Here is a 19980-nt window from a genome sequence, read left to right as displayed (position 1 = left end):
TTGGCACATCAATCAAGCCCTGGGTTCGTTGTCTGCTGAGCATTGTTTTGCTTTTCTTCGCCTGGGCGGGCAACGCCCAATCTGCATCCCCCAGCCCGCAAGACATCACCGCACAAGCTCGCTTCTGGATAGACACCACAGGTCAAGCAACGATTGAGACGGTGTCCGCTCAAGGGGAAGACACATTTGAACCTCTGGGCAAGCCTCGCTCCTTCAAGCTTCAGGGTGCCGTCTTGTGGCTGCTTATCGATGTGCCCAAGCTGGACGCCCGTGAGCGCATGTACCTCACACTGGAAGCCTCCGCCTTTACCGACCGGGTCGACCTGTACCAGGCCAGCACCGATGGCGGTTGGAAGCGGCAGCAAGCTGGCGATCACATTCCCGTCGCCCAATGGGCCCTTCAAGACCGCGCGCCCACCTTCGCGCTGGAAGACTCGGCGAGCCCTGGACCTGTCTGGTTGCGCATGGAAAACCGCCCAACACCTCTTAGCGCAAGGGTGTACCTGATCTCCGAAAGCGAGCTCCAGAAAAACCGCCACTGGGCCTACCTGATGATTGGCGGCTACCTTGGTTTTGGCCTGCTCGTGATGTTTCTCGGGTGGGTCCATGCGCGCCTCTATGCCGATCGCGCGTTTGTGGCCTACGTGGTGTACGTGGCCTGCATGCTGGGCTTTCAGGTTTCGTTCACTGGGCTGGGAGGCTTGTTCTTCTGGAGTGAATGGGCCTGGTGGAACAATGCCGCACCGGCTCTGTTCATGTTGTGGCTCACAGCCTCTGGCATCTGGTTCGTGCGGGAGGTCTGTGCCATTTCTCGCCACCACAGAGGTATTGATCGGTTTGTTGTTGGCTGGTCGATTTTTGGGTTGCTGTTCTCGTTGGTCTACACGCTGAACTCAACCGAAACCGCATTCGCGGTTCTGAGCTTGTATGGGCTCTTGTCGGTGATTCTGAGCATCGCGCTGTGTTTCTGGGCCTGGCGCCAGGGCGAACGCTATGCAGGCTGGCTCTTGCTGGGTTTTCTGCCTGTGCACCTGGCTTACCCCTTCCCTGCGCTGCGCAGCGCAGGCATGCTGCCCGACAGCTGGGCTACCCAATATGCAGTGCTGATCGGCTCCGCAATCGAGATCCCGCTGTTGCTGTATATCCTGCATCGGCGGGCCAAACACTTCAACGAAAACCGCACCCGCATGCGGGCACTCGACAGCACCGACCCTTTGACCGGACTAACGGTCACGCCTGTTCTGCGCTTGCGCCTGCGAGACGCCATCAAACGCGCTCGGCGGTATGGTCACCGCTGTGCCGTGCTGATGGTGGAGTTGGCCAACCACAGCGAATTTGTGGCGCTCGACGGACGGGAAGCTGGTGACCGGGCCCTGGTGATCGCTGCGGCCAAACTCTCACGGGTGGTGCGCGATGTGGACACCGTGTGCCGCGTGGCCGACACCCGGTTTGCCATCCTGGTCGAAGGCCCGATGCGCAGCGACCAGATCAAGCTGCTGGCCCAGCACATGGTGGCCAAGGGTCTGGAACAGACATCGACCTTGCCAGGCGAAACTTCGCTTCGGTTCCGGGTGGTTTCTGCCATGCCTCCGATGAACCCCGGCACCCAGGAGGAAGCCGAGGAGCTTGAGGGCTCGCAGGAAGGCGAAGAGCGTTCCATCCTTCGCCATCTGAGCAAAAAACTGGATGAACTGGCCAACGACCCTCGCAAAATGGTGCTGCATCTGGAGCAACAACGCTGAGACAGCGCTGCACCGGCTGGTGGGAAGGGGGCGTTGACGCGAGGCTCAGGCTCATCGCAAGTACAGGCAACCGCGCCTGGTCAAAAGAACTGCGCGCAATCCCCACCTCTACAATTCGACTCCAGCCTTTCTTGCATGTCATGACCACAGAACACCCCACCGCCCTACCCGCCGCCAAACCGAATGGCGAGGCAATGGCCGAATCAACCAGCCCCGCCGTTCCATTCAGGCGGGTGATCAAAAGTTATGTGCTGCGCGCCGGGCGCACCGGCCCCGGCCAGGCCCGGGCCTACGACCAGTTTGGCCCCAAATACCTGCTGAACTACCAGGCTGAATCCCTGGATGTGCCAGCCGCATTCGGCCGCAGCGCGCCACTCATCATGGAAATCGGCTTTGGTATGGGCGGCGCCACGGCCCACATTGCCCAGGTGCGCCCAGAAGACAACTTCATTTGCTGCGAGGTTCACGAGCCCGGCGTGGGCTCTTTGCTCAAACTCATCGGCGAAGGCGGTATCGAGAACATCCGCATCTTCCGACACGACGCGGTCGAGGTGCTGGACCACATGTTGGGAGAGCAAAGCCTGGACGGCGTGCACATCTTTTTCCCGGACCCCTGGCACAAGAGCCGCCACCACAAGCGCCGCCTGATCCAGGGCCCGTTTGTGAACCGCCTGGCGCGCCACATCAAACCCGGCGGTTACCTGCACCTGGCCACCGACTGGGAGCCTTACGCCGAGCAAATGCACACCGTGTTGAGTGCAGAGACGATGCTGGTCAACACAGCCACCGAACCCGGCCCACACGGCTGTGCTCCCAAGCCCGAATACCGGCCGCTCACCAAATTCGAAAACCGCGGCATCAAGCTGGGCCACGGTGTCTGGGATCTGGTGTACCGCCGGGTCTGAGCCCCTTGCCGGCCTGAGGGCTGGCGCCAAGCCTGAATCCCATGTCCCGCAGCCCCGGCAACGCCAAAATCCCAACCCACCTTGGCGTGGCCGCCAGCTGTATATCGCTGCCGACCCTGAAGCCCCCGCCCTGGCCCACCGTTCTGGCGTTCCTCGCGCAACGCATGCCAGCGGTATCGTCACGCGAATGGACACAGCGTTTTGCCGATGGCCTGGTGCTGTCCGAAGACGGTCAGGGGCTGGCGCTGGATACGCCGTACCAAGGCGGCGCGCGCATTTATTACTACCGCGAACTGGCCAATGAGCAGGAGGTGCCGTTCGAAGAATCGGTGCTGTACCAAGACGACCACCTCGTGGTCGCCGACAAACCACACTTCCTGCCCGTGACACCCGGCGGCCGCTATGTGCAGCAATGTTTGCTGGTGCGCCTGCAGCGCAAACTGAACATGCCCCAGCTGGCGCCGCTGCACCGCATCGACCGCGAAACCGCTGGGCTGGTCTTGTTCGCAGTGAACCCCGCCGAACGTGGGGCTTACCACGCGCTGTTCAGTGGGCGCGAAATGCACAAAACCTACGAAGCCATCGCGCCCGCGAACTCGGCGTTGAGCTGGCCACACACCCGCCGCAGCCGACTCGTGGAGCACCCAACCGAGTTCTACCGCATGGTGGAGGCTGAAGTCGGGTCTGCATCCAACAGCGAAACGGTCATCAGGGTGCTGGAACAACGCGGTCCGTGGGCACGCTACGAACTGAGCCCCATCAGCGGCAAGCGACACCAGTTGCGGGTGCACATGAACGCACTGGGTCTGCCCATCGTCGGCGACCAGCTCTACCCGACCGTGTTGCACGGCCCCGATGAAACCGAAGACTTCGCGGAACCCTTGCGGCTGCTGGCCAAAGCCATCGCATTCACCGACCCGGTCAGCGGACAAGCCAGGCGGTTCGAGAGCACACGCCAACTGGAGTGGCCAGCGCAAAGCTGAACATCACCCGGTGCGGCCGTACCCCAGAACAGCACCGGTCTGAATCACCACCGACGCAGCGGTATCGACGAAGCCACCAAGGCACAGCCCGAGGTGAGCACGGACGCCGAGGCCCGCGCCCGACTCTGGGCGCCGCGCCGCAGCAGCGCAGCCATCGAGCGGGCCGCTGGTGTGGGTCCCAGGGAGCTTCCCGACGCGACGGGGCGAATCAAACCCGCTCAGCCACCCAGGCCTGCACCGATGCCAGCGCCTTGGGCAGACCGCTGGCATCGGTGCCACCGGCCATGGCCATATCGGGCTTGCCGCCGCCCTTGCCACCCACTTGCTGGGCCACAAAGTTCACCAGCTCACCGGCCTTGACTTTGCCAATGCTGTCGGCGGTCACGCCCGCGGCGATCTGCACCTTGTCGCCGTCCACAGCCGCCAGCACGATGGCAGCGGTTTTCAGCTTGTCCTTGAGCTTGTCCATGGTTTCGCGCAGTCCCTTGGCATCGGCGCCCGGCAATACCACGGCCAGCACCTTGATGCCGTTGACGTCCACCGCCTGACCCACCAGTTCGTCGCCCTGCGCCGAAGCCAGGCGGCTCTTGATCGCACCCATCTCTTTTTCCAGATCGCGCATCTGTTCCATCAAGGCGACCACGCGCGCGGGCACTTCATGGGGCGTCACCTTCAACGTGCCGGCCACGCCACCCAGAGTGGTTTCCATGCCCTGCACGTAGTTCAGGGCATTCATGCCTGTCACCGCTTCCACGCGGCGCACGCCGGCGGCCACGCCGCCCTCGGCCGTGATCGTGAAAAAGCCGATGTCACCGGTGCGCGCCACGTGGGTGCCACCGCACAGCTCACGGCTGGTGCCGATGTCGAGCACGCGCACGGTCTCGCCGTACTTTTCGCCAAACAACATGGTGGCGCCGGTCTTCTGCGCCGATTCGATGTCCATCACGCGCGCCTGCGTCGCGGCGTTGGCCACGATTTCGGCGTTCACGCGCTGCTCAATCTCGCGAATCTGGTCGTCGGTCACGGGCGCGTTGTGCGTGAAGTCAAAACGGGTCTTGTCGGCATCGACCAGCGAGCCTTTTTGCGTCACGTGATCGCCCAGCACCTCGCGCAAGGCCTTGTGCATCAGGTGGGTCACCGAATGGTTGCGCATCGTCGCAGCCCGCTGCGCGGTGTCGACTTGCGCGGTCACGCTGTCACCCACGGCCAGGGTGCCCTGATCCAGCGTGCCGTGGTGACCGAACACATCGGCCTTGATCTTCTGCGTGTCGCCCACGGCGAACTTCGCCGAGCCGCTCACGATGGCGCCTTCATCGCCCACCTGGCCACCGCTCTCGGCATAGAAAGGCGTGGTGTCCAGCACGACCACACCGTTTTGCCCCGCCTTGAGTTCGGCCACGGCCGTGCCCTCAAGGTACAGCGCCACGACCTTGGCTTGCGCCTCGAGCTTCTCGTAGCCAACGAACTCGTTGCCCGCCCCGGCATACTCCAGCGCCTTGTCCATCTTGAACTTGCCGGCCGCGCGGCCTGCGGCCTTTTGCTTGGCCATGGCCGCATGGAAGCCCGCTTCGTCCACCGAGAGATCACGCTCGCGACACACGTCGGCGCTCAGATCGAGCGGAAACCCATACGTGTCGTGCAGCTTGAAGGCCACCTCGCCCGGCAGTTGCTTGACGCCACCGGCCAGGGCGCTGTCCAGAATCTCCATGCCCGTGGCCAGCGTTTCAAAGAAGCGCTCTTCTTCCGTTTTCAGCACATCGGTGATGCGCTGCTCCTGATTGGCCAGGCTCGGGTACGCCGCGCCCATGAGCTTGACCAGATCGGCCACCAGCTTGTGGAAAAACGGCGTCTTTTTGCCCAGTTTGTAGCCGTGGCGAATCGCGCGGCGGATGATGCGGCGCTGCACATAGCCCCGACCTTCGTTGCTGGGGATCACACCGTCGCTGACCAAAAATGCGGTGGCGCGGATATGGTCTGCGATCACTTTGAGCGAGGGGTTCGACAGATCGTCAACACCCGTCTCGCGGGCGGCGGCCTCGATCAGCTGGTCAAAGATGTCGATTTCGTAGTTGCTGTGCACGTGTTGCAGGATCGCCGCCAGACGTTCCAGACCCATGCCGGTGTCCACGCAGGGTGCGGGCAGCGGCTTGACCGAGCCGTCTTCGGCCATGTCGAACTGCATGAACACGTTGTTCCAGATTTCGATGAAACGGTCGCCGTCTTCATCGGGGCTACCGGGGGGGCCGCCAGCAATGTGGTCGCCGTGGTCGTAGAAAATCTCCGAGCACGGGCCGCAAGGCCCGGTGTCGGCCATCATCCAGAAGTTGTCGCTCTTGTAGCGACCACCCTTGTTGTCGCCGATGCGGATCACGCGCTCCGGCGGCAGGCCGATTTCTTTGGTCCAGATGTCGTAGGCCTCGTCGTCCTCTTCGTACACCGTGGCCAGCAGCCGGTCGGCGGGCAGCTTGTAGACCTCGGTCAGCAGCTCCCAGGCCCACTTCAGCGATTCGCGCTTGAAGTAGTCGCCAAAGCTCCAGTTGCCCAGCATCTCGAAGAAGGTGTGGTGGCGCGCGGTGTAGCCCACGTTTTCCAGATCGTTGTGTTTGCCGCCGGCGCGCAGGCAGGCCTGCACCGAGGTGGCACGCGTGTAGGGGCGCTTGTCCGTGCCCAGAAACACGTCCTTGAACTGCACCATGCCCGAGTTGGTGAACATGAGCGTGGGGTCGTTGCCGGGCACCAAGCCGCTGGAGGGCACGATGGTGTGGCCTTTGGAGGCAAAAAAGTCCAGGAAGGTCTTGCGGATATCGGCAACGGAAGCGGGGCTGGTCATGGTGGCCTTGATGAGGTTCTGACGGGAATTGAGAATGGGCGTTGAACGCACCAAACCGTGTATTTTCGCAAACTGGCGAGACCCTGTGCGGCGTTCCTCACCAGATAGCCCAAAAACGGGTCTCAGTTGAGGCTTTGGTGGTCCTTCAAGAAGGCCAATACCTTGGGCTCATCGGTGAAAGCAACGTTGAAGCGGAACCATGGGCTGGGCTGCAATTGCGGGTCGAACAAGTGGCCAGGGCCCAGCAGAATGTCCTGCTCGGCGGCTTTGTAGGCCAGCTCGGCGGCGTTTTGAATGTCGGGGTGGCGCGCCCAGATGAACAGGCCGGCCTTGGGTTCGGAAAAAAGCTCAAAGCCTTCGCCCTCCAAGGCCTGGGCCACCCGCTGGTGCGCCGCGGCCAGACGCTCACGCAAGCCGCGCAAATGTTTGCGCCAGCGCCCGTCCACCAGGGCACCGTACACCAACCGCTCGCTGAACTCGGACGATGTCAGCCCGGAAATCATCTTCAGTTGGGCGAAGTCTTCCAGCAAGTCGGGCGGTGCGGCCATGTAGCCCACCCGCAGATTCGGAGAAATGGTTTTGGAAAAACTGCTGATGTAGACGACCCGCTGCAGCTGGTCCAGACTGGCCAGCGAGGGACGCGGCTCGGGATCGAGGTCGGCGTATATGTCGTTCTCCACCACCGTGAAATGGTGTTGCTCCGCCAGTTGCACCACGCGGTGCAAATGGGCCAAAGAAGCCACCGAGCCAGTCGGGCTTTGCAGGCGCGGCTGGGTGAAAAAGGCCTTGGGCTTGTGCTCGATCACCAGCGCCTCCAGCGCCGCCAGATCGTATCCATTGGGCGTGCGCGGCACACCGATCAGACGCGCGCCCAGAAAGCGCAGCGAAAACAGCAGGTTGGGGTAACCGGGATCGTCCACCAGCACCGCGTCACCGGCGCGCACCAGGCAGCGGGCCACCAGATCCAGGCCCTGACTGGAGCCGTGCGTGAGCAACACCTGCTCGCAACCCACCGCGATTTCCTGCTCGGCCAGCAGGTCGCGCACCAGGTGGCGCAATGGCGCAAAACCCTTGGGTTCACCGTAACCGCCCAGTTCGGCGTTTTCAGCCGCCAAAGTACGCAGGCTGCGGCGCAAGCCGTCCTGGAACAACCAGTCGCCAGGAATCCAGCCGCAACCGGGCTTCATGCGCAGCGCCCGGTTTTCAAACACCCGTCGCAGGTACCACATGGAATCGAAATTGTGGTTGGCCGCTTCGGCCGGTTCCGCATCATGGCTCAGGCGCGCCAGGCTTTCGCGCTGGCGAACAAAAAACCCGGAATGGGGGCGTGAAGCGAAATAGCCGAGAGCGACCAGACGGTCATAGGCGTCCACCACGGTGTACACGCTGACACCGTGCGCATGGGCCAGTTGCCGTATCGATGGTGCTTTGGCGCCCGGGCGCAGGTTGCCACTGAGGATGGCGTCGCGAAATCCCTCCACGATCTGCACCACCAAGGGCGCCGTGGCTTTCGGGTCAAGGGTAAACATGGGGGAAACCTAGGGTTTGTCTGTATCGGTCGCGCGGGCTGCACAGTGCATTGGCACCAATGGGCTGTCTGTATATGGTACCGACCGCATCTTCTGCATAGAGTATCGCCAGTCAGTCGAACCCACTTCCACCCTTTGCGGAGAATCTCCATGCAACGCGAACCCCAAGCCACCAACGCCATGCTCATGGCCCGCCGCAACGCCGCTGTGCCGCGCGGCGTGGGTCACAGCCACCAAATCTTCATTGCCAAGGGCGAAAATGCCGAAATCTGGGACGTTGAAGGCCGCCGTTACATCGACTTTGCCGGTGGTATTGCCGTGCTCAACACCGGCCACCGCAACCCCGCCATCATCGAAGCGGTCAAAGCCCAGCTCGACCAGTACACCCACACCTGCTTCCAGGTGCTGGCCTACGAACCCTATGTGGAACTCGCCGAGCGCCTCAATGCCAAGGCCCCTGGTGATTTCGCCAAGAAAACCCTGTTCCTCACCACCGGCGCCGAGGCCGTGGAAAACGCCATCAAAATCGCCCGCGCCCACACCGGCCGCTCGGGCATCATCGCCTTCACCGGTGGCTACCATGGCCGCACCCTGCTCACCCTGGGCATGACGGGCAAAGTCGCACCGTACAAGCTCGGCTTTGGCCCCTTCCCCAACGAGATCTTCCACGCCCGTTTCCCCAACGCCCTGCACGGCGTGAGCGTGGACGACGCCATGGCCTCGATCGAGCAGATCTTCAAGAACGACATCGAAGCCAGCCGGGTGGCGGCCATCATCCTGGAGCCGGTGCAAGGCGAAGGCGGCTTCAACGTGGCCCCGCCCGAGCTGTTCCAGCGCCTGCGCGCCCTGTGCGACCTGCATGGCATCCTGCTGATCGCCGACGAAGTGCAGACCGGCGCTGGCCGCACCGGGACCTGGTTCGCCGTGGAACAAGCTGGCGTGGCGCCCGATCTGATCACCATGGCCAAGTCCATGGCCGGCGGCTTCCCGATCTCTGCCGTGATCGGCCGCGCCGACGTGATGGACGCGCCCGCCGCCGGCGGCCTGGGTGGGACCTACGCCGGAAGCCCGCTGGCTTGCGCGGCCGCGCTGGCGGTGCTCGACGAGTTCGAAAAGCACAGCCTGCTGCAACGCAGCCAGGAAGTCGGCCAGCGCATCACCGCCAGCCTGCAAGCCTTGGCGAAAAAACACACCTGCATTGCCGAAGTACGCGGCCTGGGCGCGATGGTGGCCATGGAACTGTGCAAAAACGGCGATCCACACCAGCCCGATGCCGACCTGACCAAGGCGCTGGCCGCCGAAGCCACCAGGCGCGGTCTGATCATCCTGACCTGCGGCACCTACGGCAACGTGGTGCGTATCCTGGTGCCACTGACAGTCAGCGACGCCGTGCTCGACGAAGGCCTGGCCATTGTTGAGGCGTCGCTCGACGCGCTGCAGGGCTGATGGCGCCCCACGCTCCACCGCCCAGCCCGCTGGCTGGCGTGCGGGTGCTGGATCTGTCACGCGTGCTTGCGGGCCCGTGGGCGGGCCAATTGCTGGCTGACTACGGCGCCGACGTACTCAAGGTCGAGCGTCCGGGCACAGGTGATGACACCCGAAGCTGGGGCCCCCCCTGGTGGGGTGAAGGCGAATCGCGGGTCGCTGCCTATTTCATATGTGCCAACCGCGGAAAGCGGTCCGTGGCCATTGACCTGGCGAGCCAGGACGGCTTGCAACAGGTGCGCGAACTCGCCCGCGAAGCCGATGTATTGATCGAAAACTACAAAGTTGGTCAACTTGCGAAGTACGGGCTGGATGCGGCAAGCCTGCAAGCCATCAATCCGCGCCTGATCTATTGCTCGATCACAGGTTACGGCCAGACTGGCCCGCTTTCGCACAAAGCGGGCTATGACTTCGCCATCCAGGCCGAAGGCGGGCTGATGAGCATCACAGGCGAGCCCGACGGTGAGCCCCAAAAGGTGGGGGTGGCCGTCACCGACTTGATGACCGGCGTTTACGCCACCACAGCGATCCTTGCCGCCCTGGTCGAACGCCAGACCACCGGGCGCGGGCGGGAAATAGACGCTTCGCTTTTTGACGTTCAAGTGGCCATGCTCGCCAACCAGGGCGCCAACCAGTTGATCGGCGGAAAGACACCCACCCGCATGGGCAACGCACATCCCAACATCGTGCCCTACCAGGTATTCCCCACCCGCGATGGCCACATGGTGCTGGCCGTGGGCAACGACGGGCAATTCACCCGCCTGTGCGACGCCGCAGGCCAGTCCGCCATTTCGCGCAACGCGCTGTACAGCACCAACCCCGCCAGAGTCGAAAACCGCCAGACCCTGGTGCCGTTGATCACGGGCTGGACGCTGCAGCGCGATACCAGTGACTGGATGTCACTGCTCGATCAGGCTGGTGTGCCCTGCTCTCCGATTCTGGACGTTGCCCATGTCATGGAACACCCCCATGTCGCTGCGCGTGGTTTGCGACTACAACCATCGGACACGCGCACACCACCCATGATCGCCAACCCCATGCTGTTCGACGGACAGCGCCCGATGGCCGATTTGCCACCGCCTCCGCTCGACGCCCACCTGGCACGGTGGTTGCAAGCATCGTCCTGAATCCGCATCGACTTTCCTTCCAGACCGAGACCTGCCTACCCACATGACCACCAGCACCGCACTCGTCACCTTCACCGGTGTGCAAAAGACCTACGACGGCCGCATCCTGGTGGTGCGCGATCTGAACCTTGAGATCCAGAAAGGTGAATTCCTGTCTCTGCTTGGCCCATCGGGCTCAGGCAAAACCACCACGCTGATGATGCTGGCCGGCTTCGAGTCGCCCACCGCCGGTGAAATCAGCCTCGATGGTGTACCAATCACCCGAACACCACCGCACAAACGCAACTTCGGCATGGTGTTCCAAAATTACGCACTGTTCCCGCACATGACCGTGGCCGACAACATCGGCTACCCGCTCACCGTGCGAAAGCTCGGCAAATCGGAGCGCGAAGACAAGGTCAAGCGCGCGCTCGATATGGTGCAGATGGGCCACATGGGCGATCGCTATCCAGGCCAGCTCTCGGGTGGCCAGCAGCAGCGGGTGGCTTTGGCTCGCGCTCTGGTGTTCGACCCCCAACTGGTGCTGATGGACGAGCCACTGGGCGCATTGGACAAGCAATTGCGAGAACACATGCAACTCGAACTCAAGGCACTGCACCGCCGCCTGGGCGTGACCTTCGTCTATGTGACCCACGACCAGTCCGAGGCGCTCACCATGTCCGACAGGGTGGCCGTGTTCAGTGAAGGTGTGATACAGCAGATCGATCCTGTCGACCGCCTGTATGAGACACCCGTGAACCGTTTTGTTGCCAGCTTTGTAGGCGACAACTCGGTGCTCGACGGCAAGGTCACCCAAGCCAGCGGCGATCAATGCGAAGTCACGCTGACCGATGGCACGCGCCTGACCGGCATCAATGTAAACAAGGCCAACACCGGCGACAGCGTGCAATGCAGCGTGCGCCCTGAGCGGATTGGCCTGGCAGCCAGCGGTGGCGCAACCAACCACCTGTCGGCCAAAGTGACCGATGTGATCTATTTCGGCGACCACTTGCGCCTGCGCTGCCAGACCAGCGACCAGCCCGAACTCAGTGTGAAGTTGCCCTTGCAATACGCGGGCCAATTGCGCGAGGGTGCCACGGTGAACCTGCACGTTCCGACCGAGCACCTTCGTATCTACCGCTGAACCCTGGTATTTATTCGGTTTCCGTTCCCTGTTCTTCAATCCAAAGGAGTAATTCTCATGAAACTCAAACCTGTGTTGCTGGCCGTTTCGGCCCTACTGGCACTTCCCGCCATGGCAGACAACCTCACCGTGGTGAACTTCGGCGGTGCCAACGGTGCCGCCCAGAAAGTCGCCTACATGGCGCCTTTCGAAAAGGCGGGCGGCAAGGTCACCGCCGTGGAATACAACGGCGAACAAGCCAAGATCAAGGCCATGGTCGAAGCCAAGAACGTCACCTGGGACGTGGTCGAAGTCGAGAGCCCCGACCTGAGCCGCGGTTGCGATGAAGGCCTGTTCGAAACCATCGACTGGAGCAAGATCGGCAACAAGGCCGACTTCCAGAAAGCCGCTGTGCACGAGTGCGGCGTGGGCACCTTCGTCTGGTCCACCGTGATGGCCTATGACGGCGACAAGCTCAAGACCGCGCCCACCACCTGGGCCGATTTCTGGGACGTGAAGAAATTCCCAGGCAAACGTGGCCTTCGCAAGGGCGCCCGCTACAACCTGGAATTCGCGCTCATGGCCGATGGTGTCAAGCCCGCCGACGTCTATAAAGTGCTGGCCACCAAAGAGGGTGCCGAGCGCGCCTTCAAAAAGCTGGGTGACCTCAAGCCAAACATCCAGTGGTGGGAAGCCGGTGCCCAGCCGCCCCAGTTCCTGGTTGCCGGTGACGTGAGCATGACCACCGCCTACAACGGCCGCATCGATGCCGCCCAGCGCGAAGGAAAGAACCTGAAAATCACCTGGACTGGCGGCATCTACGATCTGGACTACTGGGTCATGCCCAAAGGCACGCCCAACAAAGACGCGGCGTTGAAGTTCATTGCCCTGGCCAGCTCGCCCGATGCACAGGCCGAGTACGCCAAAAACATCAGCTACGGCCCAACCAACAACAAGGCACTGGCCAAACTCGATGCCAAGGTGCTCGACATGTTGCCCACGGCGCCTGCCAACAGCAAGGAAGCGCTGCAATTCAGCGTCCGTTTCTGGGCCGATCAAGGTGAAGCTCTGGAGAAGCGCTTCTCCGCCTGGGCAGCAAAATGAGCTTGGCCGGCGGAACCACAATGAACCCCTCTCAGACGATCTCCGACGGCAGCCTCGCGGCCCAACTGGGGCGTGCCGAACGCCGCAAGAAGCTGCGTGCGCTCACGCTCACGCTGCCTTTGCTGGCGTTTCTGGTGGTGTTTTTTCTGGTACCGCTGGCATCCCTGCTCATTCGGGCGGTGGAAAACCCGGAAGTGGCCGACGCCCTGCCCCGTACGGGTCAGGCGCTGGCTGGCTGGGACCGCAAAAGCGAGCCACCATTGGCCGCCTACGCGGCCCTGCTCAAAGACTTCACCGCCTTTGAAGAAACCGCTGAAGCCGGCGCCCTGGCGCGCCGGCTCAACAGCGAAGTGGCCGGCGCACGCTCGCTGGTCATGGGCACTTACCGCGCACTGCCGCTGGGCGAAAACCTCAGCCCCGAACAAGCCCGGGAAAAACTGCTCGAACACGACGAACGCTGGGCCGAACTGCCCTACTGGCAGACCATCGCCAAAAACAGCTCCCGCTGGACGCCGGACTACCTGCTGGCCTCGATCGATTTAAAACGCGATGCCCAGGGCAACGTGGTCAAGGTGGGCCCCAACGCGGCAGCCTTCAGCGACATCCTGCTGCGCACCTTCAAGATCAGCGCCATCGTGACGCTGTCGGCCCTGCTGCTGGGTTACCCGCTTGCTTACTGGTTGAGCACGCTGGGCGAGCGCAAGGCCAATATCCTGCTCATCCTGGTGCTGCTGCCTTTCTGGACTTCGGTGCTGGTGCGCATTGCCGCCTGGATCGTGCTCCTGCAGAACAATGGCCTGATCAACCGGTTCCTCATGTGGATCGGGGTCACCGACGCCCCCATCCCGCTGCTCTTCAACCGGTTGGGTGTGACCATCGCCATGGTCCACATCCTGCTGCCCTTCATGATCCTTCCGCTCTACAGTGTCATGAAGTCCGTCCCCACAAATTACCTGCGCGCGGCCATCTCTCTGGGCAGCTCGCCACTGGGTGCCTTCTTCCGCGTGTACCTGCCGCAGACCTACCCAGGCGTGGCCGCTGGAGGCCTGCTGGTGTTCATCACCTGCATCGGCTACTACGTCACGCCCGCGCTGCTGGGTGGCCCGGCCGACCAGATGCTGAGCTACTACGTGGCGCAATACACCAACGTCGAGGTCAACTGGGGCATGGCCTGCGCGCTGGGCTCGGTATTGCTGTTTTGCACACTGGTGCTGTATGCGCTCTACCGCAAGCTGGGCAAGGCCGAGCTGAGTCTGGGGTGAAAGGATGACTCCCCTGCGCCGCGTCGCGTCTTCCCCCTGCAAGGGGGAGCCTCACCATTGGTCCGGCAGAGCCGGTCCCACGGTGAGTGCCCGGAAAGACATACCAGACCCGTTTCCACTGCGATAAGCCATTGAGCAAACCATCCATGTTCTCAGCCATCTTCCCCACCTTTCCCGCTTATTACACCTTGCTCGACAAGATCGGCTGGTATGCGCTGCGCCTGGGCAGCATCGGCGTGCTGGTGTTTCTGCTGCTGCCGGTGGTGGTCATCATTCCGCTTTCGTTCAGTGACAGCTCGTTTCTGGCCTACCCCATCGAAGGCTGGTCCATGCGTTGGTACGAAGAGATGTGGCACGCCGACGAATGGATTCGAGCGGCCAAGAACAGCTTCATCGTCGCTCCACTGGCCACGCTGCTGGCGACCACACTGGGCACCCTCGCAGCCATGGGCCTGGCCCGCACCCAGTTTTTCGGTAAAGGCTTCATCACGGGCCTGCTGATCGCCCCCATGGTGGTGCCGGTTGTGGTGGTCGGTGTCAGCAGCTACCTGTACTTCGCCAAACTCGGCCTGAACGACAGCTACCTCGGTCTGGTCCTGGTGCACGCCGCGCTCGGCGCACCTTTTGTGGTCACGACTGTGCTGGCAACCCTGCAGAGTTTCAACCACAACCTGGTAAAGGCCAGTCAGAGCCTGGGGGCAAGCCCGCTGGAATCCTTTTTCCGCGTGACGCTGCCGGTGATCGCTCCGGGCGTGATCTCGGGCGCGTTGTTTGCCTTCGCCACCTCGTTCGACGAAGTGGTGGTCACGCTCTTCCTGGCTGGCCCTGACCAGGTGACCTTGCCGCGCCAGATGTTCACAGGCATTCGTGAAAATATTTCACCCACCATCGCCGCCGTAGCAACGCTGCTGATCCTGTTCACCACCACTTTGATGCTCACGCTGGAGTGGTTGCGCGGCCGCAGGAAATAGGCAAGACGTCTCACCTATGACGCTTCATTCCTATTCAGGTAAAGCAAGGGCTTTTCGAACACTGCATGAGTCCAGTGGGTGCTTTCTGATGCCCAACGCCTGGGACGCGGGCAGTGCCCGCATGCTGTCGGCCGCGGGCTTTTTGGCCTTGGGCACGACGAGCGCGGGTATCGCATACGCCCTTGGCCGCCCCGACGGCTGTGGCCGTGTCAGCCGTGAGGAAATGATGGACGCCGTGCACCTGATTGCCGGCGCTGTCTCCATCCCGGTCAGCGCCGATCTGGAGTCAGGATTGGCCGACGATGCGCAAGGCGTCGCGACAACCATCCGCCTGGCCAGGGACGCCGGCGTGGTGGGCGCCAACATTGAAGACGCAACCGGGGACTCGAGCAAACCGTTTTTGTACGACCTACCGGAAGCCGCAGACCGAATACGCGCAGCGGTTGAAGCAGGCGGACCCGATTTCACGCTGACGGCGCGCAGCGACGCCTGCATGTTGGGTGGATCCGAGGCGCTGTCCGAGGCTGTCCAGCGGTGTGCTGCGTACTTTGAAGCGGGTGCAAGCTGCGTCTTTGTGCCGGGCTTGCGTGGCGCCGGGGATATCGCGCGGCTGGTACGAGAATCACCAGGTCCCGTCAGCGTGGTCATGGGACTGTCCGGTTCACCGATGACGCAGACCGAATTGCGCCACTTGGGCGTGAGAAGAGTCAGCACGGGCGGCAGTCTTGCTCGCGCTGCTTTGGGCATGGTTCAGCGCGCCGCCATCAAAATGATGACCGAGGGCAGCTTCGATTACGCGGCCGGTCAAATCCCGGACGCCGAGTTGTGCCAACTGTTTGCATCCAGTGACGATCAGGTACGCCACAGGATTGCGGTTCACCACCACCTGTGATCCACCCGCCCTGTCTTTTTGTTTCGAAATACCCTGGCACAAAGCAACTTCCCGCACAGCAACAACCATCGCCCCCACCAGCATGACTTTCACGACCGATACGCACTTGTCTGGCCAACACGCCAGCCTCGTCCCGCTGACCCAGGACCACCACGATGACCTCGTGGAAGCAGTCAAAGACGGCGAACTCTGGCGTCTTTGGTACACAGCCATCCCCGCGCCAGAAGCCATGGCGGCCGAGATTGAACGCCGCCAGGGTCTGCAAAAGGCTGGCAGCATGCTGCCTTTTGCGGTGCTTGATACCGGTGGTCGCGCTGTGGGCATGACCACCTTCATGAACATCGACGCAGGCAACCGCCGCGTTGAAATTGGCTCCACCTGGTATCGCCGGGCGGTGCAGCGCAGCCCGCTGAACACCGAATGCAAGCGCATGCTGCTGACACACGCATTCGAGCGACTCGGCTGCATCGCGGTGGAATTCCGCACCCACTTTTTCAACCACGCCAGCCGCGAAGGCATCGAGCGGCTGGGGGCCAAACTCGACGGTGTGCTGAGAAGCCACCAGCTCAACCGCCACCCCGATGCGCCCGACACCCTGCGCGACACCTGTGTCTACAGCATCGTTGCCAGCGAATGGCCCACGGTGCGCGCCCACCTCGATCACCAATTGCGCAAGCCCCGCCCATGAACGAACAAACCTTCAACCAGCCGCAAGGCGGCAACGAGATGCCGCGTTTCGGTGGGCTGGCCACCATGATGCGGCTGCCAGCAGTGGCAAGCCCGGCCGGTATCAACGCAGGCTTCATCGGTGTGCCGCTGGACATCGGTACCAGCCACCGGCCTGGCGCCCGCTTTGGCCCGCGCCAGATACGCGCCGAATCCTGCCTGATCCGCCCCTACAACATGGCCACCGGCGCCGCGCCGTTCGATGCACTGCAAGTGGCCGACCTGGGCGACGTGGCGATCAACACCTTCAATCTGCAAAAGTCGGTCGACATCATTGAAGCCCACTACCGGCCCATCATCGAAGCCGGCTGCATCCCCCTCACCCTGGGCGGAGATCACACCATTGCCCTGCCCATCCTTCGTGCCCTCAAAGCCCGGCACGGCCCGGTGGCAATGGTCCATGTCGACGCCCACGCCGACGTGAACCCAGACATGTTCGGTGAACGTATCGCGCACGGCACGCCCTTCCGCCGTGCGGTGGAAGAAGGCCTCCTCATAGGCAACAAGGTTTGGCAGATCGGTTTGCGCGGCAGCGGCTATTCGGCCGAAGATTTCGACTGGCCACGCCAGCAAGGCTTCACTGTCGTGCCCGCCCACGAAGTCTGGTGGCAATCACTTGCGCCCTTGATGACCCAGATCCGTGATGCGATCGGACCCGATACGCCGACCTATCTCAGCTTTGACATTGACGGCATTGATCCTGCCTACGCAGGCGGCACGGGCACACCGGAAGTTGGCGGCCTCTCGGTGCCCCAGGCCCTGGAGATCGTGCGCGGCTGCAGAGGCCTCAATCTGGTGGGCTGTGACCTGGTGGAAGTGGCTCCCGCCTATGACGCCAGTGGCAACACAGCCCTGCTGGGTGCCAACCTGCTGTTTGAAATGCTGTGCGTGCTGCCCGGCGTGGCCTACCGTTAACCATTGGATATCCCTGAAATGACCCGACCCCAAGCCATACCCACGGTGCAGATTTCCAATGAACGCGTTATCGTCACGGAATGGCGATTCCCGCCCGGCGCCGAAACCGGCTGGCACACCCATGGCCATGACTACGTGGTCGTGCCCATGACGGGCGGCGAGTTGTTGCTGGAAACCCCCGAAGGCAACCGGACCGCCCCGCTCACACCAGGGCAGTCCTACACCCGCAACGAGGGTGTCGAACACAACGTCATCAACCCGACCGACCACGAAGTCGTGTTCGTTGAAATTGAGATACGCTGAAGCATTGAAACCACATCCAACCCTTTGAAGAGACACACCATGGACATGAAGACATCCCCCCTCGCCTTGCTCAAAGACCCCAGCCTGCTCAAGACCGATGCCCTGATCAATGGCGAATGGGTCAAGGGCAGCAGCCGCTTTGATGTGAACGACCCGGCCACCGGCCTCAAACTGGCCGACGTGGCCAACCTCGGCCCGACAGAAGCCGAGGCCGCCATTGCTGCTGCCAACGCCGCCTGGCCAGCCTGGCGCGCCCAGACCGCCAAGCAGCGCAGCATCATCCTGCGCAAGTGGTTTGACCTGCTGATGGCCAACCAGGAAGACCTCGGCCGCATCATGACCGCCGAGCAAGGCAAGCCGTTTGCCGAAGCCAAAGGTGAAGTCGCCTATGGCGCCAGCTTTGTCGAGTGGTTCGCCGAAGAGGCCAAGCGCATCAATGGCGAAACGCTGCCCACCTTCGACAACAACCGCCGCCTGATGGTGCTGAAACAGCCCATCGGCGTTTGCGCCGCCATCACGCCCTGGAATTTCCCCCTGGCCATGATCACGCGCAAGGTCGCGCCAGCGCTGGCCGCGGGCTGCACTGTCATCATCAAGCCCGCCGAGCTCACGCCGCTGACCGCACTGGCCGCCGCCGAGCTGGCCATTCGCGCCGGTATCCCTGCCGGTGTGCTGAACATGCTCACCGCTGATGCCGACCAGTCCATTGCCGTGGGCAAGGTCATTTGCGCCAGCGATGTGGTCCGTCACATTTCCTTCACAGGTTCCACCGAAGTGGGCCGCATCCTGATGGCGCAAAGCGCACCCACGGTCAAGAAAATGTCGCTGGAGCTGGGCGGCAACGCGCCTTTCATCATCTTCAACGATGCCGACATCGACAGCGCGGTCGAAGGCGCCTTTGCCAGCAAATACCGCAACGCCGGCCAGACCTGCGTCTGCTCCAACCGCTTTTACGTGCAAAGCGGTGTGTACGATGAATTCGTCGAGAAGTTCGCCACCAAGGTGAAATCGGCCAAGGTCGGTAACGGTTTTGAAGACGGCGTGAACCAGGGCCCTCTGATCGAAGAAGCGGCTCTTGAAAAGGTGCAGCGCCATGTGGACGATGCCGTGTCCAAGGGTGCCCGCATCATGGCTGGCGGCAAGCGCCTGCCCGGCCAGTTCTTCGAACCCACACTGGTGGCCGACGCCACCAACGACATGCTCTGCGCCAAAGAAGAAACCTTCGGTCCGTTCGCGCCGGTGTTCAAGTTCGAAAATGAGCAAGAAGCCATCGACGCAGCCAATGACACCGAATTCGGTCTGGCCAGCTACTTCTACAGCCGCGACGTGGGTCGCATCTTCCGCGTGGCCGAAGCGCTGGAGTACGGCATGGTGGGCATCAACGTCGGTATTCTCGCAACCGAACATGTGCCGTTTGGCGGCGTGAAGCAGTCGGGTCTGGGTCGCGAAGGCTCACACCACGGCATGGACGACTACGTCGAAATCAAATACCTGTGTGTGGGTGACATCCTGAGCTGAATCCGGGCGAGCAGGTCTTGAACCCTGCTCGCAGCGGAGAACAGGGACGGCAACCGGCTCAGTTCATGATCTTCCAGCTGCCATCGGGCTGTCGGCAAGCGGTTCCATAGACGTCGTCCGGGCGTCCGCCGATCACCGCCTTCATCGTGTACTCACGGCAAGGCGCTCCTGCAGACTCGTAGGTTCGCGTCGGCGTCACCTCGAACTGGTTGCGGGTATCCGGGTTGACCCACTGGGTGGGCTGCCCGGTTGGTGCCGCTTCAAACACCTGCGCTGTGCGAGCGCGGTCATTGCCATCCATCGACCTGCCCACATTCGCCCCGATATTGGCTCCAATCAGCGCGCCGATCACGGTTGCCACCGTGCGCCCGCTCCCACCACCCACCTGAGACCCCAGCGCGCCCCCCAGCACGCCACCGACGATCGTGCCGCCCGTCTCGTTCGGGCCACCCGGTGCGGCGCAACCCGCCAGACCCAGTGCGATCACCGAAGCGGCCAATACATGTGTTCCAAATTTCATCAAGTTCTCCTCCAGACAATGGCGCATGACAACAATGGATTTGCTGATGCGAGACCAGCTTGAGAT

General features: G+C 62.5%; 17 protein-coding genes. 14 read left to right on the top strand and 3 right to left on the bottom strand.

From position 1 onward, the window contains the following. Nucleotides 1-47 precede the first annotated feature (47 nt). From LPB072_RS08510 to LPB072_RS08500, 3 genes are all read left to right on the top strand, one after another. On the top strand, nucleotides 48-1742 hold the full coding sequence (locus LPB072_RS08510; RefSeq protein WP_197508929.1) for a sensor domain-containing diguanylate cyclase: 1695 nt from the start codon (nucleotides 48-50) through the stop codon (nucleotides 1740-1742). Nucleotides 1743-1936: 194 nt separating this feature from the next. After that, nucleotides 1937-2647, top strand: coding sequence for a tRNA (guanosine(46)-N7)-methyltransferase TrmB (gene trmB / locus LPB072_RS08505; RefSeq protein ID WP_231943531.1), 711 nt, complete (start codon nucleotides 1937-1939; stop codon nucleotides 2645-2647). Nucleotides 2648-2688: 41 nt separating this feature from the next. Then, on the top strand, nucleotides 2689-3630 hold the full coding sequence (locus LPB072_RS08500) for a pseudouridine synthase (RefSeq protein ID WP_066094132.1): 942 nt from the start codon (nucleotides 2689-2691) through the stop codon (nucleotides 3628-3630). Between the two features lie 208 nt (nucleotides 3631-3838). Here the strand turns inward: LPB072_RS08500 and alaS are convergent, their stop codons facing one another. After that, a complete protein-coding gene (gene alaS / locus LPB072_RS08495) occupies nucleotides 3839-6460 on the bottom strand; it encodes an alanine--tRNA ligase (RefSeq protein ID WP_066094818.1) in 2622 nt (873 codons plus the stop codon). Nucleotides 6461-6582: 122 nt separating this feature from the next. Further along, entirely contained in the window at nucleotides 6583-7989 is a 1407-nt protein-coding gene (locus tag LPB072_RS08490) for an aminotransferase-like domain-containing protein (protein WP_066094130.1), read from the bottom strand. Between the two features lie 150 nt (nucleotides 7990-8139). Here LPB072_RS08490 and gabT point away from each other — a divergent pair, with 150 nt between their 5' ends. The 11 genes from gabT to LPB072_RS08435 all read left to right on the top strand — a co-directional run bounded on the left by gabT (nucleotide 8140) and on the right by LPB072_RS08435 (nucleotide 19394). Continuing rightward, entirely contained in the window at nucleotides 8140-9435 is a 1296-nt protein-coding gene (gabT, locus tag LPB072_RS08485) for a 4-aminobutyrate--2-oxoglutarate transaminase (protein WP_066094127.1), read from the top strand. Beyond that, complete coding sequence (locus tag LPB072_RS08480; RefSeq protein WP_082877091.1) at nucleotides 9435-10601, top strand: CaiB/BaiF CoA transferase family protein; 1167 nt, start codon at nucleotides 9435-9437, stop codon at nucleotides 10599-10601. Before gabT ends, LPB072_RS08480 begins: the two co-directional genes overlap by 1 nt. Before the next feature lie 43 nt (nucleotides 10602-10644). Beyond that, nucleotides 10645-11724 carry an ABC transporter ATP-binding protein gene (locus tag LPB072_RS08475; RefSeq protein WP_066094121.1) on the top strand — a complete coding sequence of 360 codons (1080 nt, stop codon included), beginning with the start codon at nucleotides 10645-10647 and terminating at the stop codon, nucleotides 11722-11724. Between the two features lie 57 nt (nucleotides 11725-11781). Continuing rightward, on the top strand, nucleotides 11782-12807 hold the full coding sequence (locus tag LPB072_RS08470) for an ABC transporter substrate-binding protein (protein ID WP_066094118.1): 1026 nt from the start codon (nucleotides 11782-11784) through the stop codon (nucleotides 12805-12807). A gap of 20 nt (nucleotides 12808-12827) precedes the next feature. Further along, the gene (locus tag LPB072_RS08465) at nucleotides 12828-14069 is read left to right on the top strand and encodes an ABC transporter permease (RefSeq protein WP_066094815.1); all 1242 of its coding nucleotides are present in this window, start codon (nucleotides 12828-12830) and stop codon (nucleotides 14067-14069) included. A gap of 146 nt (nucleotides 14070-14215) precedes the next feature. Beyond that, nucleotides 14216-15040, top strand: coding sequence for an ABC transporter permease (locus tag LPB072_RS08460; RefSeq protein WP_066094115.1), 825 nt, complete (start codon nucleotides 14216-14218; stop codon nucleotides 15038-15040). Between the two features lie 88 nt (nucleotides 15041-15128). Beyond that, the gene (locus LPB072_RS08455; protein WP_197508928.1) at nucleotides 15129-15932 is read left to right on the top strand and encodes an isocitrate lyase/PEP mutase family protein; all 804 of its coding nucleotides are present in this window, start codon (nucleotides 15129-15131) and stop codon (nucleotides 15930-15932) included. An 82-nt stretch (nucleotides 15933-16014) separates the two neighbouring features. Next, nucleotides 16015-16620, top strand: coding sequence for a GNAT family N-acetyltransferase (locus tag LPB072_RS08450; protein ID WP_066094813.1), 606 nt, complete (start codon nucleotides 16015-16017; stop codon nucleotides 16618-16620). Then, entirely contained in the window at nucleotides 16617-17573 is a 957-nt protein-coding gene (gene speB, locus LPB072_RS08445; protein ID WP_066094109.1) for an agmatinase, read from the top strand. The genes LPB072_RS08450 and speB overlap by 4 nt, the downstream gene beginning before the upstream one ends. Before the next feature lie 18 nt (nucleotides 17574-17591). Next, complete coding sequence (locus LPB072_RS08440) at nucleotides 17592-17876, top strand: cupin domain-containing protein (protein ID WP_066094107.1); 285 nt, start codon at nucleotides 17592-17594, stop codon at nucleotides 17874-17876. A gap of 39 nt (nucleotides 17877-17915) precedes the next feature. After that, entirely contained in the window at nucleotides 17916-19394 is a 1479-nt protein-coding gene (locus tag LPB072_RS08435) for an NAD-dependent succinate-semialdehyde dehydrogenase (RefSeq protein WP_066094104.1), read from the top strand. Between the two features lie 58 nt (nucleotides 19395-19452). Here LPB072_RS08435 and LPB072_RS08430 read toward each other — a convergent pair whose 3' ends face one another. After that, on the bottom strand, nucleotides 19453-19914 hold the full coding sequence (locus LPB072_RS08430; RefSeq protein ID WP_066094810.1) for a glycine zipper 2TM domain-containing protein: 462 nt from the start codon (nucleotides 19912-19914) through the stop codon (nucleotides 19453-19455). Between the last annotated feature and the right edge of the window lie 66 nt (nucleotides 19915-19980).

The organism is Hydrogenophaga crassostreae, assembly GCF_001761385.1.
Taxonomy (GTDB): Bacteria; Pseudomonadota; Gammaproteobacteria; order Burkholderiales; family Burkholderiaceae_C; genus Hydrogenophaga; species Hydrogenophaga crassostreae.
The sequence above is the reverse complement of the archived record's forward strand: the minus strand, read 5'-3'. Positions and strand labels throughout refer to the sequence as shown.